This is a genomic window from Christensenella intestinihominis (assembly GCF_001678845.1).
GTDB lineage: Bacteria > Bacillota > Clostridia > Christensenellales > Christensenellaceae > Christensenella > Christensenella intestinihominis.
Map to the genome: position 1 here is coordinate 1 of NZ_MAIQ01000019.1, position 15589 is coordinate 15589.

Here is a 15589-nt window from a genome sequence, read left to right on the forward strand (position 1 = left end):
TGTTTGATATCAAAAAGCTCCGCGTCCGTTTTCTCCGCGAGACCGCCCGCGGCCACCTCGAGGATATCAAAGCCGAGGTCCGCCACCTTCTTGCAGTAGGCCGCGTAATCCGCATTCCACTCCCGCTCCCAATACGCAAAATATGTCCCGAATTTCATTCGCTTGTCTCCTTACCTTGCCGTTACGTTCAGAATTACCTTCTGGACGTCGTCTTTATGCTCCTCGATATACCGATAGGCCTCGGCGGTTTGTTCCAGCGGGAACTCCCTGCTGATGAGGGACTTCAAATCCGCCTTCCCGTCACGCACGAGGCCGATTGCCTCGATATAGTCTTCCTCCGTATACATCAGCGTCCCGATGAGGGAATATTCCCGGTCCTGCACATTGGCCAGGTTGACTGCCGCACGGTTGCCATATACCCCTACAATGACGATATTAATTCCTTTTCTTACAATATCCAGGGCCTGGTTGAGCGCCTTTTCATTCGCGCTGCATTCATAGACCACATCCGCCCCGTCTTCGCCAAACTTTTCACGCATCACCTGCGCAACATCTTCGTTTTTAATATTTACCGGATAGTCGATTCCGCATTTTTTTGCCATTTCAAGCTTATAGTCCGATACATCGGTAATCATGACGGCCGCGGCGCCGAGCCCTTTTGCACTCTGGGCGACTACGTTTCCAATTGTTCCTGCACCGATGACCCAGACTTTTTTTCCTTTTACGTCGCCAAGCCCCCGTTTTACCGCGTGCACGCCCACCGCGAGCGGCTCGATAATGGTTCCTTCCCCATATTCCGTATGGTCCGGTATTTTATAAACCAGTTCTTTTTCCACCGCATAATAGTCGGAGCTCGCCCCGGTATCCTGGCAGCCCCATACCGCAAGCTCCTTACAGACGTTATAGCGGCCCTCCCTGCACAAGCTGCATTCGCCGCAAATCTTTTGCGGACGGTAGATGACACGGTCCCCGGGCTGTATGGTTTCAACCTTTTCGCCCACTTTTACAACTTCGCCCGTCGCTTCATGGCCAAGCACAATCGGGCACGTAATAAATGGATGCTCGCCATAGTATGCATGGATATCCGACCCGCAAATCCCAACTGCATGCACCCGGATCAGCACCTGGGTTTCCGTGATTTCCGGCACGGGTACTTCCCGGATTTCAAATTGTTTCGGCGCCGTTAATACTACTTGTCTCATTTTTTGTGTCCCCTCTTATTTTTATCCGAAGGCTTCCCGGAATCCGGGAAGCCTTCGGAATAATGATAGCCTGTCTGGTTGGTTTTATTTGTTTTCCGCTTTCAGCTCCGGAATGGACTGCGGGAACTGGAATTCCTGCGTCTTATAGAAACCAATGTTTGCGTCGTACATTTCGTCAACATTTTCCTTGCTGATAACGCCCGGGGTAAACAGGGATTCAAGCGGAAGGTCGGAGCAGTCCTTGCCTTCTTCAAAGATAGCATGGATAAAGTCAATCGCCCATCCGCCCTGTTCAATACCGGAATTGAGGCCCGTGCACAGCAGGTCGCCGTTTTTGATAAGGTCAAGGCCTTCACGCGTGCCGTCCGCAACCGAACCAACCTTTACCTGGTCTTTCATGTTCGCGGATGCGAGCGCTTTGATCCCGCCTGCTGCCATAAAGTCATTTTCTGCAATCATGAGGTTCATGTTTGCATTGGCGGTGCACAGGTCTTCCGCTGCCGCAAGGCCTCCTTCAATCGTCCAGCTTCCCGTACCATAACCTGTTACCTGGAAGCCCGCTTCGTCGCTGCCGCCTTTTCCGTTCGATTTGATTTCCTCGAACAGGTTATAGCCGGCCAGCCATGCGTCTTCATCCGAAGCGTAGGGAGTCCCTTTTGCTTCCATCCTCTGTTTCAGGATGCCGGATACCGCGCCGCACAGACGGCTTTCCGTGCAGGAACTGCCCATTACGCCGACAATCATCGTTGCGTTGATCTCTTCGTCCGCCGCAAACTGTTCCGCCATATACTGCCCTGTCAGGTAGCCGTTCATGAATGTATTGGAGCAAAGCGTGGTAAGGGCCGCGCAGTCTTCAGGAACCGCGCCTACGCAGAGTACCGGGATGCCGGCTTCCACCGCGCGGTTGATATCCGCCACCGGCGCGCTCGAGTTGACCGGATCGACTACGATGATATCAACGCCCTGCGTGATAAAGGTATCGATGTGCTGGCTCTGCGTCTGCGGATCATCCTCCGCAATCAGGAACTCAAGCTCATAGCCGTATTCTTTCGCTTTTTCTTCCGCGCTGTTCTTGACCGCGATAAACCAATCGCTCGACTGGTTGATTTCCGTCCAGCCAATTTTCAGCTTTCCTTCCGTTGCGGGTTCTTTGGGCCATGCCTTGTCAAGGTCCGCGCGGTCTTCCACATATGGGTTGACGATGCCCGCGAGGGAGAGTTTGGGCATGAGCTGATAAATTTCATGCACATCGCCCGAGGCGGTCTCAGCCGAGGCGGATGCGGGAGCCGATTCTTCAGCGCTCGCTTCCGTGCCTGCGCTGGTTTCCGCCGGTGCGGACGCGGAAGCCGATTCCGTCGCCGTCGTTTCCGCCGGGGTGCAGGCTGTCATCAGGAGCAGCGCTACCACTACAACTGCCAGAAGAGAATACCATTTTTTCATTTTCATTTCTTTTCCTCCATTTATTTTTATTCTTCGTAAAGAAATGTTTAATCCTGGTTTTTTGTGCTGACGCTCTGCACGAATACAGAGGCCAATATGATAATGCCTTTTACGATCTGCTGCGGATAGGCCGGAACGCTTAAGAGGTTCATGATATTTGTGATAAGGGCGAGGATCAGCACGCCGATGATCGTCCCGCCGACAGACCCGCGCCCGCCCGACAGGCTTGCGCCGCCGATGACGCAGGCCGCGATTGCGTCAAGCTCGTAGCCTTCCCCGGAAATCGGCGTTCCCGTCCCGGAGCGGCAGGTCATGACGATTCCGGCCAGGGCGCACATAAGGCCGCTGATGGCATAGACCGCGAATTTATATTTTTTGGCGTTGATGCCCGCGAGGGTAACCGCGTCCTGGTTGGAGCCCGTCGCGATCACGAGCCTGCCGAACACCGTATATTTGGAGAGCAGCCAGAACACGACCAATACTGCGACGCCGAGGATAACCGGCCACGGGACAACCCCTACTCCCTTGCTGCCGAAATCAAGCAGCGCCTGCGCTCCCGTTCCTTCCGGCCAGCGGATTGGCTGGCCGTTGGTGACCAGGTAGGCGATGCCGCGCCCGATTGTCATCATGGCGAGGGTTACGATAAAGGCGGGCATCCGCAGGAATGCGATAAACGCGCCGTTGACGGCGCCAAGCGCCAGGCCAACGATGAGCGTGAGGGCGACCCCCATGAAAATACCGAAGCCTGTCGTCCAGTTCCAGGACACGATACTGACCGAAATCATCATGCCCGCAACGGCCGCGATGGAGCCGACCGAAAGGTCGATCCCGCCGGTAAGAACCACGAGCAGCATTCCCATTGCGATCAGCATGATCGGCGTATTTTGCCGGAGAAGATTGAAGATGTTCTGCGTGCTCAGGAACACCGGGGACAGGATCGCCGAGATGATAATGAGCGCCGCCAGGATCAGTATGGCGTTATACCTGATCAGGAATTCCTTTACAGTCATCTTTTTTTTGATTTCCATCATTTCCGTATTGCCTGTTGTGTTCATATATTTTCTACCCCCATTGACAGTTTAATCAGGTTTTCTTCACTGATTTCGTTTTTATTGAGCTCGCCCATGACCTTTCCTTCCCTCATGACGAGGACCCTGTCGCTCATTCCGATAATTTCCGGCATTTCCGACGAGATCATGATGATGCTCGCGCCTTCCTCTGCCAGCTGGTTGATGATCCGGTAAATTTCGACCTTGGCGCCGACGTCCACGCCCCGGGTGGGCTCGTCGAAAATCAATATTTTGCAGTTGCTTCCAAGCCATTTGGCAAGCGCTACCTTTTGCTGGTTTCCCCCCGAAAGGCTCGAGGCGTCGTTCTCAATGCTTCCGATTTTGATTTTGAGTTTATCCACGAGGTCGCCGATCACCTCGTCTTCCTTTTTCCTGTTGATCCACCCGAGCGCCCCGGAGAGCTCCTTTAAGCTTGCAAGCGTCATATTCACACGGATTGGCTGGTTGATGAGGACCCCGTGCTTTTTGCGGTCTTCGGGGAGCATGCCGATGCCGAGCGATACCGCTTTCTTTGAGGAAGTGATCTGCACGGGCGTTCCGCCGAGGGTAATGGTTCCCGAATCCTTCTTATCCGCGCCGAACACCGCGCGCAGCGTTTCCGTCCGTCCCGCGCCGACAAGGCCGTTGATGCCGAGGACCTCCCCCTCCCGTACCTCGAAGGAAACATCCTGCACTTTTTTGCCGCAGCAAAGGTTTTCCACCTTCATTGTCACGCCGCCGATCTTTGCGTTCCTCGGCGGGAACATTTCGGTGAGGTCGCGCCCGACCATCATTTTGACCAGCTGCTCTTCCGTGATATCTTTGGTGGTGACGGTATCTACATTCTTCCCGTCTTTCAGGACCGTAATCTTGTCGCACACCGCAAATATTTCGCTTAGGCGGTGGGAAATATAAATGATACAAACCCCCTGCCCTTTCAGGGTTTCGATGATCTTAAACAGCTGTTTTTCTTCGCTGGACGCGAGCACCGCCGTCGGTTCGTCGAACACCAGCACGCTGGAATTGCGCGAAAGCGCCTTGCTGATTTCAACGACCTGCTGGTAGGCGACGGAAAGGTTTTCGACCTTTTCCCGTACGTCGATGTGCCCGAAACCAAGCCAGTCCAGTATCTTCCGGGCCTGCCGGTTTAAATGGTTCCAGTCGATTACCGGTTTCCCCTCGCCCAGGTTATCAATCAGTATATTTTCCGCGACGGTAAGGTGGGGCGCCAGGGCAAACTCCTGGTAAATGACGGATATTCCCGCGTCGCGCCCGTCCTTTGTGCTGTTGATTTCCTTTTTTTCCCCGTTTATCCTGATTTCCCCATGATCACGCGAATACGCGCCTGCGAGTATTTTCATAAGGGTCGATTTTCCCGCCCCGTTTTCCCCCATCAGCGCGTGGACCTCGCCGCGGTCCGCACAGAAATTCACGTGTTCCAGGGCGGCGATCCCGCCAAAACTTTTGCATATATCAGTCATTTCAACTTCATGCGTATATGCCATATTTGCACCTCTTTATTCATTTTATCTTTGGCTAATTTAATTTGTGGAATTTGATTAAGTGCATTATACTAAGGATTTGTGTGAGGACAAAGACGCGCCGGGTCAGAAAAAGGGGGGTGATCTCCCGTACTTTTCCGGGAGGCTGCGGAGGCTTAATCCATAAATGGAATAGGTTTTCCCGCTCCCGCGGCGCCCCATCTGGAACCAGACCCCCCGAATCCATAATTAGACCCCTACTTTTTTTCAGCGGGCATCGGGTATAATGATCGGAGAAAAAAACATTACTTTTCGTGTCTTTTTTGAAATGATCCGTACTTTCCGGTTTGCTGAATAGAATGCCTGCCCGCTTGCAGGACTGTTTGAAGGAGGTCTTCCGCTTGAAAACTGAATTGCTTCGCGTTGAATTTTTATGCAAATTTTTTCATCAGGATATGATCCTCGACCATATTACCTTCAATCTATTCGAAGGGGAAACGCTGGCGATCCTGGGGGTGAACGGCGCGGGAAAGACGCCGCTTGTGAGAATCCTCGGGGGAATTTTGCAGGAGGACACGGGGAAGCTTTTCTTCCGCGAAAGGCTGCTTTCCGATTATTCCCTGGAAAAGGCGCAGGCGCTCGGCATCCACATCGTCCAGCATTGCGGGCGAATCGTCGATTCGCTCTCCATTGCCGAAAACATATGTATTCCGGCGCATCCCCGCGGCTGGATTCATTACCGGAAAATTTCCGCCCGGGCGAAGGCGCTGATGCGGCTTGTCGGCCTTGAACGGAGCCCCTATGCCCTGACCCGGGACCTGAGCGCTTCCGAAAAATCCCTTGTCGAGCTTGCGGCTGTACTGAACCTCGGGCCGCGCCTGTTGATTTTTGACGAACCGCCCCTGCCGTATTCCGGCTCGTTTAACCAAAAAATCCTTAACGTAATTGCGCACCTGAAAGCAAAGGGAGCTTCCGTCATTTATGCGACGGACAATATCCGGGATGCTTTGCAGGTCGCCGACCGAATCCTGGTATTGCGGGACGGGGTGGCTGTCGGGATGTTTGACAGGCAAAGCCCTTACTTTAACCAGAAAGACCTTTTGACCGTGATGGCGGGTAAGGGCGGAGGCGCGCGGGCTTATGAAGAGGTGCGGCGGGACGATGTAATTATGGAGGCCCGGAATCTTTCCTGCCGGGTTCTCCACGATATCAGTTTCCAGATTTACCGCGGTGAAATTTTGGGAATCGTGGGGCCTGTGGATTCCAATAAAAGCGTGCTGCTCCAACTGCTCTATGGATTTGTCCACAAAACCGGAGGCGCGGTTTTGATTGACGGAAAGCCCGCCTCCATCCGGTCTCCGCGCGACGCCGTACGGCTCGGCATTTCATACTTTACATCAATGAAGGAAAAATCGCACCTCCTTCCGGACCTGACCGTGATGGAAAACATTACCCTGGCCGCCGCCGGACGCGTCAGCAGCCTGGGATGGATCAAGCCGCATATTGAAAAGCATTATGCCGCAAGCCTGCTGGAAGCATTTTCCATCCCGCCTTCCGTTCTTCCGATTGTGGCCGGGCGGCTGAGCAGCGGGCTGCGCCAGAAGATTCAGTTTATCCAGTGCCTGGCGGCAAAGCCCCGCATTATGCTCCTTTATGAACCGACCAACGGAATTGACCTTGAAACAAAGAAGGAGATACGCGCGGGGATCAAGCAGATGGCGGAGGAGGGCTGCACGTTCGTTATCGTTTCCTCGAACATGCAGGAAAGCCTTGAAATATGCGACCGGTTCCTGGTATTGAGCGGCGGGGCGATTAAGAGAGAGCTTTCAAAGCCGGAAGCGGAGCAAAGCAAAATTATTGAATTGATGCAAAAATAGACAAAGGAGCACACAGATGATAAAGACAATAATTGTGGATGACGAGGTTTGGGTGTGCAAGCTGATTTGCAATATTGTGGATTGGGAAAGCTACGGCTACGAGGTGACCCGGCAGGTATACAGCGGAACCGAGGCTTTGGAGGCCATTGCCGCGGAAAAGCCCGACCTTGTGTTTACCGATATCCGCATGCCCGGCATCGACGGGCTGAGCCTGATCCGCGAGGCCGAAAGGATCAGCCCCGGGACAAAATTTGTAATTATCAGCGGCTACAGCGATTTTGAATATGCCAAAACCGCAATTGACCTCAATGTGCTCGGATATCTTTTGAAACCTGTTGAGCCGGAAGACCTTTCCGCCCTGCTCGTCCGCCTTAAGGACAGCGTTTTCGGGAACACGGCGGAGGAATCCAGTTCGCTCCACGAGGAGCTTAAAAAAAGCAAGCGGCAATTCCGCGAGCAATTTATGTACAATTTTCTGATGGTAAATCCCCAGCCGTCTTATTTTTCATTGGAACAGTTCAACAGGGAATCTGGATTTTCCTACCGCGACGGATGCTTCCAGGTATTCCAGATGATGCTGGACGAAAAAAGCGGGACCGCGCCGACCGCGAGCCCCGTTATTTTCCAGGGGATTATGGACCATTGGTACCGGCTTTTGAAGCCCTGCTGCTTTGACGTATGCGTTGTCCGCGCCAACCTTTCCGCCGTATGCGCCGCCAATTTTTCGCCGGAAAGCGAAGACCTGATCCGGGTTACCGCGGAGGAAATTTTCCACCAATGCAGGAATTACATTCCCGATATTTCGCGGTACAGCGTGACGCTCGGCGCGGGCAGTATCGTACGTTCCTTTACCGAGCTTCCCGCCTCCTTCCATTCCGCGCAGGACGCGGTGCGCGCGCGTATGATTCTCGGGACCGACCGGATTATCAGCCTCGGCGGCCAGACGCCGTCCCCGGAAATCCACGAGCTGTTCCCGCCCAGTTACAAAAACCTGATTTTGCGCTATTTGAACCATACGTGCGAATACAGCGCCCGGGAGGCCACGGCGTATATCTTTGAAAAATTTGATAAAAACAAGCTTACGGACAACCCCGGCATACTTTTCCGCTTCGCCCTTGAATTTATCAATTCCCTGTATGCCGCCCTTGCGGGCTGCGGCATATCCCTTGCCGGAATGCAGCCGCAGGAGGCGGCAAAACAAAAAATCGAATCGTTAAATTCTGTCGGCCAATTGAAGCAATACCTGGCGGAATTGCTTGAACTGGGGCGGAAAATGTGCGATTCCCAGAAAAACAAAACGGTATCCACCATCGAAATCCTGAGGAATTATATCGAGGAGCATTTCAGCGAGGATATCAGCCTGAGCGACCTCGCCGCGCAGGTGTACCTGAACCCCAAATATGTCAGCGAGCTGTTCAAGAAGGAAACGGGCGTTAATTTCAGCGATTACCTTTCCGCCGTGCGCATCGGAAAGGCCAAGGACTATCTGGTGGACCCGCGCTGCCGGGTCAGCGAGATCGCTTCGCGCGTCGGTTACAGCGATATCAAATATTTCAGCAAGCTGTTTAAAAAGATCGTAGGAGTTACCCCTTCCGAATTCAGGAAGCTGCACTGCTGACCAAGGAGCGTATATGCCAAAATTTTTTACTTCATTCAAAAAGCGCATCGAGAAGCTGGTTTCGGGGGTCAGCAGCCGCAAGATCGGGACGGGGCTTACCGTCCTGCTGGTTGCCTGCGCCGCGATTTTTGTGGCCCTGCCCGTCGCGTATACGCTTTTTTCCTCGGAAACCCTGCACCAGCAGCGGCTGGCCCTCGGCCGGGCCGAAGCCAACCTTGCCTTCCAGGAGCTCGACCTTTTATGGGGCGGCGCGCCGCCGGAGGACAACTTTGACGACTATTCCGGGCGGCTTGTCCTTACGGACCAAAGCGGCAAAATTATCTTTTCGTCCGTGCCGGATTTGGACGGCCAAACGGTGGAGGACGGTGACAGCACTGTGTTTTCCCATTCCCTCGCGAACGGCATAACCGCATATTACCTCTATCCTTCCTACCGGATGGATATGGTGGTTGCGGTATGGATCAGCATTGCTTATGTCGCCGTTTTTATCTGCATCCTTTTCGTCATTAAACGGAAGATGTATGACCCGATTGCCAAGGTGGAGCGCATTCTGCACGGCGTAATCGAGGGGGAAACCGATTTCACCTTTGACGCGGCCAGGAGGAACGATCCGTTTTCCCCGATTTTTTCCGATTTGCATACCCTGTTTGAAAACATGAAGGCCCTGACCCTGCGCGAGTCGAACGCCCAGCTGATGAAAAAGCAGGCGGAGCTCGACGCCCTGCAAAGCCAGATTAATCCGCATTTCCTGTATAACACGCTGGAGGCGATCCGCGGACAGGCAATTGAATACGGGCTGCAGGATATCGAGATGATGACCCGTTCCCTGTCCAAGCTGTTCCGCTACAGCATCAGCAACCACAACACGCTGGTGACGCTGCGGGAGGAGCTCGACAATGTGGACAATTATTTATATATCCAGCACCTGCGCTTCAACAACAAATTTACCAAAATCAGCCGCATCGACGAGGACGCCCTCGATTACCTTGTGCCCAAGCTGATTATCCAGCCGATTGTGGAAAACGCGATTTACCACGGGCTCGAAATGAAAATCGGGCAGGGGAAAATCATGATAAGCGCGTACATTACCGAAACAAGGCTGATTATCGATATACAGGACGACGGCCTCGGGATCAGTGAGGAAAACCTGCGGAAGCTGAACGCCACCCTTTCGGAAGGAAATACGCAAATTAAGCCGCATACGAAAGGCTCGTCCATCGGCCTGCGGAACGTAAACGCACGAATCCGCCTGACCTTCGGCGAGGACTACGGGATCAGCGTGTACAGCACCGAGGGCACGGGCACGGACGTCCAGTTAAAGCTTCCGCTGACGAAATAAATTCCGACAAAAACGCCCGGGGAAATTTCCCCGGACGTTTACCGTTTTTCCGTACACTATAAGGATTAATCCGCTTTTTTGAGCGTAAACGTGAAGGTGGTGCCGTCCTGCGCGTTCGAGGTGACCCAGATTTTCTGGCCGTGCGCCTTGAGGATGTTTTTCACAATGGAAAGGCCGATGCCCGTTCCCTCTTTTTCCCGCGTATGGGATTTATCGATCTTATAAAAACGGTCGAAAATATAGGGAATGTCTTCTTCCGGGATCGCGCCGCCGGAATTGTTGATGCTCACCCATACGGAATCGCCGTGCACCTCGTTGGATACGCGGAGCCTTCCCCCTTCGTCCACAAATTTAATGGCGTTTTCAATGATGTTGTGCAGCACCTGGGTGAGGCGGTTCATATCCGCGAGGACATACACCTTGCCGTCCGTAAGGTCCGCCTCCACCTCGAGGTCCTTCGCGCTTATTTTGCTCTCAAAGGAGATCAGCACGCGGCGGATAAGCTCGCCGATATCCACATGCTCCATTTGCATGGGAAACTGGCCCGATTCAATCTTGGCAAGGTCGAGCATATCGGTAATGAGCAGGTTCAGGCGCTTTGATTCGCCAAGCACGACCTCAAGGTAATGGTCGATCTCGTCCTTTGGTATCGTGCCGTCGAGCGCGGCCTGCACAAGGCCCTGGATGGACGTAAGCGGGCTGCGGAGCTCGTGGGACACATTGGCGATCAGGCTTTCACGCGACGCTTCGTACTTTTTAAGGTCCCGCGCGACGCTGTTGAACGTATTTGCAAGCTGGCCGATTTCATCCTTGGAGCTGACCTTCAGATGGATATCGAAATCCCCCTTCGCAAGCTGGCGCGCGCCAAGGGTTACGACGCCAAGCGGCCGCAGCATGCTCCTCGAGAGGATATAGGTCAGCACAATGCCGAGCGCGGCCGAAATTCCCGCCGCAAGCACGATCTGACGGTACATGGCCATGAGGGACTGCTCCATCTCATAAATCTGTTTATGCACGAACACATAGCCCATGATCTGGTCGCCGTTCATGACAGGCGTGGCGACGGTCAGCACGGGCGTATTAAACACGTTATTTGCTTCGGTAATTTTGCGTACGGTATTGCCTTTATTGAGCTCGGCAATCATATCGTCATAATAGGTTTGGACTTCTTCCTGCGTGACATTGGTATGCCCGCTGGGGTCTTTCATCAGCCATCCGGCAAGGTCGCTGTTGATGATCCAGATGGCGTTGTTGTTTGCTTTCGCCTTTGCGGCGATCTGGTCGTTGAGCTGGTAGAAGGACAGGGCCCCGTTGGCGTAGAGGTTCACCAGGTTCTCCACGTCGTCCGCCGTGGAGGTCATCTGCTGCTTGCTGTCGTCGAGATAGGCGTTGCGGACGACCTGGCTCATCATAAGGCCGGACAAAAGCAGGGCGATCATTATGATCGCCATGAAGAGCAGCATTATTTTACCAAAAATGGTTTTGATCATCTGTTTTCCCCGTCTCTTTGATTCCTATGGGATCATTATAGCCGCTTTTTATGACCAAAGTGTAAATAAACAATAAATAAATCTGCGCGCGGGGCTGGGGCCGCGTCCCTTAGGATGCGGCGCCGGATAGGCCGGACGGCGGGAAGCCCCGCCCGGGAGCCTCTTATACCTCGAACTTATATCCCACGCCCCACACCGTTTTGATCTGCCACGGCTCGTCATCCTTAAATTTCTCGCGCAGGCGCTTGATGTGGACGTCTACCGTGCGGGAATCGCCGAAATATTCAAAGCCCCACACCTGCTCTAAAAGCTGGTCGCGGGTGAACACCTTGTTCGGACGGGAGGCGAGGAAATACAGCAGCTCGATTTCCTTGGGGGGCATCTGTACTTCCTTGCCCTCGTAAATCACCTGGTAATTCTGCATATCGATTTTCAGGTTCGGGTATTCAAGGATATCCGATTTATCTTCCTGGTTGCTGCGCCGGATGACCGCCTTGACGCGCGCGACCAGCTCCTTCGGGTCGAAGGGTTTTACGATATAGTCGTCCGCGCCGAGCTCGAGCGCCAGCACCTTGTCAAACGTTTCCCCCTTGGCCGTCAGCATGATGACCGGCACATTCGATTTCGCCCGAATCTGCTTGATGGTTTCAATACCGTCCTGCACGGGCATCATGATATCGAGGATCACAAGGTCGTACTGCTTGCCGAAAAACAGGTCGGCACCGATTGCGCCGTCCGCCGCTTCCGTGACCTCGTAGCCTTCCTTACGCAAATATAGCTTAACGACCTCGCGGATATTTTTATCGTCATCTATGACCAGAATGTTCTGTTTCATCGGTTTTCTCCTTTTTTACCTGAACCGGTTCCCGGTTCATTCATGAATCTCCACTACCTTTATACCACTTTCAAGGAGCAATGCGCAAGTCACGCCGCAGCCGCCGCGCAGGGTTCCGGTAAACGTACCGTCGTAAATTTTCCCCGCGCCGCACGAAGGGCTTTTGGACTTCAGCCACACTTCGTCCGCCCCGGTTTTCCGGACATACGCGAGAAATTTTCGCGCGCCGCTTAGGAATTCCCGCGTGACACATTCTCCTTCTTTATTATAAACCCCGGCGTTGCCGCATAAAACGTCAAAGCCGTCTCCTTCGCGTATTTCCGCCGGGGGGCGCGGTATTTTGAGGCCGGCCATCGCTTCCGGGCACGCGAGGACCGCGCGGCCTTCCCGCACGGCGCGGACGACCTCCGCGTTCGGTTTTGCGCTTCCGTCATATCTGCATTTTTTGCCTCCAAGGCACGCGCTGGCAACGATCATGGCGATCTCCTCCAATCACAGCCCCTGCGCGGATGACGCACACGGGCCTGTCAACGGGCGGCATACTATGCCGCCCCTACATTTTGAGCGTACACAGGATGGATGCAGTTCAAGGCAAACGGGCGACCCGCGGAGGCGTATTTAAACATACGCCGCACACGCATGAAGTATCCAATTTAATCAAACCGAAGGTGTAAATTAAATTGCGATAGTCCAGTGGTTCTTTTTTCTTTGAAAAAAGAACTTCTCTCGTAACCTTAAACTTCAAACAGCCGATCCTGTGTGCGCGAATCACTTTAAGGTCACGACCGTCACACCGATTCCGCCCTCGCCGTATTCCCCCAGCCGCTGTTTCGCGACGTGCGGATGCGTCCGCAAATACTGCTGGACGCCGCTGCGCAGCGTTCCCGTGCCCCGCCCGTGCACAATGCGTACCTCGGCATAGCCTGCGAGGAACGCGTCGTCGAGATATTTATCCAGGATGATGAGCGCGTCGTCGACCGCCTGCCCGTGCAGGTCAAGCTCCATCGGCACGGCCTTCCCGCGGTTCAGGGTAACGCGCGACATGGCTTCCCGGGCGCGCTTTGCCTCCGCCTCCCTGCCTGCCGCAAGCTCCGTATAATGCAATTCCACCGTCATGATGCCCGCCTGAAGCTTCACCATCCCTTTTCCGTTCGGCGGCTCTATGACCGTTGCGGGCGTATCCATGGAAACGATTGTGACCGTATCGCCCGCGCGGATATCCTCCGGCTGCAGGGTTTTGACCTTCTTTTGCAGCTTCTTATGCTTTTCAATATACTGTTTTTTATGATCGAGTTTTTCGCGCACCTTTTGCACGGTCTTTGTCTGCTGGGACTCGTCCTGTTTCTTTAGTTTTTTGGTTTCCCGGATGACCTCTTCCGCCGTATCCTTCGCGTCGTTTATAATTTCGATTGCTTTTTCATTTGCCTGTTCAAGCATCTTTTTGCGCTTTTCATTCAGGCGCTGCGCCTCTTCCTCGGCACGGCGGCGCTGCTTTTTCGCTTCCTCAAGCGCCTGGTATGCCTGGTTCATCATCCTGTCCGCACGGGACTGCGCCTTTTCGGCGGTCTCGATCAGGCGGCTGTATTCCACATGCTCCTCATCCATATACTGCCGCGCGCTTTGGAGGACGTGCTTCGGCAGCCCCAGCTTCTGTGAAATGGAAAGCGCATTGGAACGCCCGGCCACGCCCATCAGCAGGCGGTAGGTGGGCGTCAGCGTCGCCGCGTCAAACTCCATGCTGGCATTTTCAAAGCCCTCGCGTTCGCCCGCGAACACCTTCAGTTCGCCGATATGCGTCGTCGCGATTACGGTGCATCCCTTGCTGTCGAGCTCCGCCAGGACGGCCTGCGCAAGCGCGCTGCCCTCCTGCGGGTCCGTGCCCGCCCCGAGCTCGTCAAGAAGCACGAGGGAATCGCCGTGCGCATGCTTTAAGGCAAATATAATGCTCTTCATATGGGCGGAGAAGGTGGACAGCGATTGCTCTATGCTTTGTTCGTCCCCAATATCCGCAAAAATCCCATCGAATACCGGCATCCGCACCGGCGATTTCGCCGGAAGGAAAAAGCCGGACTGCGCCATTGCCGCAAAAAGGCCCACAAGCTTCAGCGTAACCGTTTTTCCGCCCGTATTGGGACCCGTAACCACAAGCGCGCGCACGCCGTTTTTCAGGTTCAGGGAAACGGGAACCACCTTTTTCGGATCGATCAGCGGATGCCGCCCTTCATTGATTTCAAGCGTTCCCTTTTCGGTGAATGTGACGGGGACCGCCTTCATTTCAAGACCAAGCGACGCTTTGGCAAAGAGCACGTCGAGCTCGGTCAGTATTTCAATATCTTCCCGCAGTTCCTTTTGGTAAGGATACAGCAGGGACGTAAGCTCCGAAAGGATACGCGAAACCTCGCGGGCTTCCTCGCCCTCAAGCTCGCGGATGCGGTTGTTGGATTCCACAACGCCCGCCGGTTCCACAAAAAGAGTCGCGCCGGAGCCGCTTTTTTCATGGACAATCCCGGGAACGTTACCCTTGTATTCCGCTTTGACGGGCACCACAAAACGCCCGTTTCTTTGTGTAATGATCGTATCCTGCAAATATTTGGCATCGCCCTGCGAGCGAATCATGGATTGCAGCTTTTCCCGGATCGCTTCGTTCTCCTTGCGCATTGCGCGGCGGATGCGGGAAAGCTCGGGCGAGGCGTCGTCCGCCACCTCGTCCTCCGACAAAATGCTGTCTGAAATACGTTTCAGGGCCACGCCGTCATAATAAAGGCCGCGCGCCATCTCCGGAATCAGCGTTACGTCTTCATCCTTCGCCGGTTTTGCCAGCGGGCCCGCCGCTTTGGCCGCGCGGAACACGCCCGCCGCGCGCAAAAGCTCGCCGCACGAAAGGGCGGCCCCCGTTTTCAGCCGTTTGAGCTCGGCCTCAATGTTTGAAAAAGCGCGCAGGGGATAACCCGGGCGCTTAATGAGCAGGGTTTCCGCTTCCATCGTCTTTTCCATGGAAAGTTTTGCCGCTTCATGCGTACTCTCGGGATGGATTTTTTTCGCCGCTTCCGTTCCCGGGGCGGAGACCGTCTTTTCCGCAAGCCGCAGGAGTATCCTCTCAAATTCCAATGATTTTGGTAAGTTCATTTCATTCGCCATAACAGAGATATTATATCACACTTTTTTTGTTTTCGCGCAGCAGCTTGTTTCCCTCCGGCCGTGTAGAATAATCATAACTGCGCGTTCAACGCGCAGTTTGCACTAACCCTGTAAGGGTAT

General features: G+C 54.1%; 11 protein-coding genes. 3 read left to right on the forward strand and 8 right to left on the reverse strand.

The features are described 5' to 3' along the window. Positions 1-170: 170 nt before the first annotated feature. From BBD38_RS13935 to BBD38_RS13950, 4 genes are all read right to left on the reverse strand, one after another. Positions 171-1202 carry a zinc-dependent alcohol dehydrogenase gene (locus tag BBD38_RS13935; RefSeq protein WP_066689296.1) on the reverse strand — a complete coding sequence of 344 codons (1032 nt, stop codon included), beginning with the start codon at positions 1200-1202 and terminating at the stop codon, positions 171-173. An 84-nt stretch (positions 1203-1286) separates the two neighbouring features. Beyond that, positions 1287-2648, reverse strand: a complete 1362-nt coding sequence (locus tag BBD38_RS13940) for a sugar ABC transporter substrate-binding protein (RefSeq protein ID WP_066689297.1) — start codon at positions 2646-2648, stop codon at positions 1287-1289. Between the two features lie 41 nt (positions 2649-2689). Further along, positions 2690-3697 (reverse strand): ABC transporter permease, encoded by a 1008-nt coding sequence (locus tag BBD38_RS13945; protein ID WP_207644659.1) that lies wholly within the window; start codon positions 3695-3697, stop codon positions 2690-2692. Further along, complete coding sequence (locus BBD38_RS13950; protein WP_066689298.1) at positions 3694-5196, reverse strand: sugar ABC transporter ATP-binding protein; 1503 nt, start codon at positions 5194-5196, stop codon at positions 3694-3696. Before BBD38_RS13950 ends, BBD38_RS13945 begins: the two co-directional genes overlap by 4 nt. 377 nt (positions 5197-5573) lie before the next feature. On the opposite strand from BBD38_RS13950, the gene BBD38_RS13960 reads away from it, so the two are divergent. Genes BBD38_RS13960 through BBD38_RS13970 form a run of 3 tightly spaced genes read left to right on the forward strand, consistent with a single transcriptional unit; the run spans position 5574 to position 10006 of the window. Continuing rightward, positions 5574-7049 carry an ATP-binding cassette domain-containing protein gene (locus BBD38_RS13960; RefSeq protein ID WP_066689301.1) on the forward strand — a complete coding sequence of 492 codons (1476 nt, stop codon included), beginning with the start codon at positions 5574-5576 and terminating at the stop codon, positions 7047-7049. Positions 7050-7065: 16 nt separating this feature from the next. Next, positions 7066-8667, forward strand: a complete 1602-nt coding sequence (locus BBD38_RS13965; RefSeq protein WP_066689302.1) for a response regulator — start codon at positions 7066-7068, stop codon at positions 8665-8667. Between the two features lie 13 nt (positions 8668-8680). Next, positions 8681-10006 carry a sensor histidine kinase gene (locus BBD38_RS13970; RefSeq protein WP_082989708.1) on the forward strand — a complete coding sequence of 442 codons (1326 nt, stop codon included), beginning with the start codon at positions 8681-8683 and terminating at the stop codon, positions 10004-10006. A gap of 65 nt (positions 10007-10071) precedes the next feature. Here the strand turns inward: BBD38_RS13970 and BBD38_RS13975 are convergent, their stop codons facing one another. The 4 genes from BBD38_RS13975 to BBD38_RS13990 form a co-directional block, all read right to left on the reverse strand. Next, positions 10072-11496, reverse strand: coding sequence for a sensor histidine kinase (locus BBD38_RS13975; RefSeq protein ID WP_066689303.1), 1425 nt, complete (start codon positions 11494-11496; stop codon positions 10072-10074). Positions 11497-11659: 163 nt separating this feature from the next. Further along, the gene (locus tag BBD38_RS13980) at positions 11660-12331 is read right to left on the reverse strand and encodes a response regulator transcription factor (RefSeq protein WP_066689304.1); all 672 of its coding nucleotides are present in this window, start codon (positions 12329-12331) and stop codon (positions 11660-11662) included. Between the two features lie 36 nt (positions 12332-12367). Then, complete coding sequence (locus BBD38_RS13985; RefSeq protein ID WP_066689310.1) at positions 12368-12808, reverse strand: DUF523 domain-containing protein; 441 nt, start codon at positions 12806-12808, stop codon at positions 12368-12370. A 291-nt stretch (positions 12809-13099) separates the two neighbouring features. Further along, positions 13100-15457 carry an endonuclease MutS2 gene (locus BBD38_RS13990; protein WP_066689311.1) on the reverse strand — a complete coding sequence of 786 codons (2358 nt, stop codon included), beginning with the start codon at positions 15455-15457 and terminating at the stop codon, positions 13100-13102. Positions 15458-15589 lie beyond the last annotated feature (132 nt).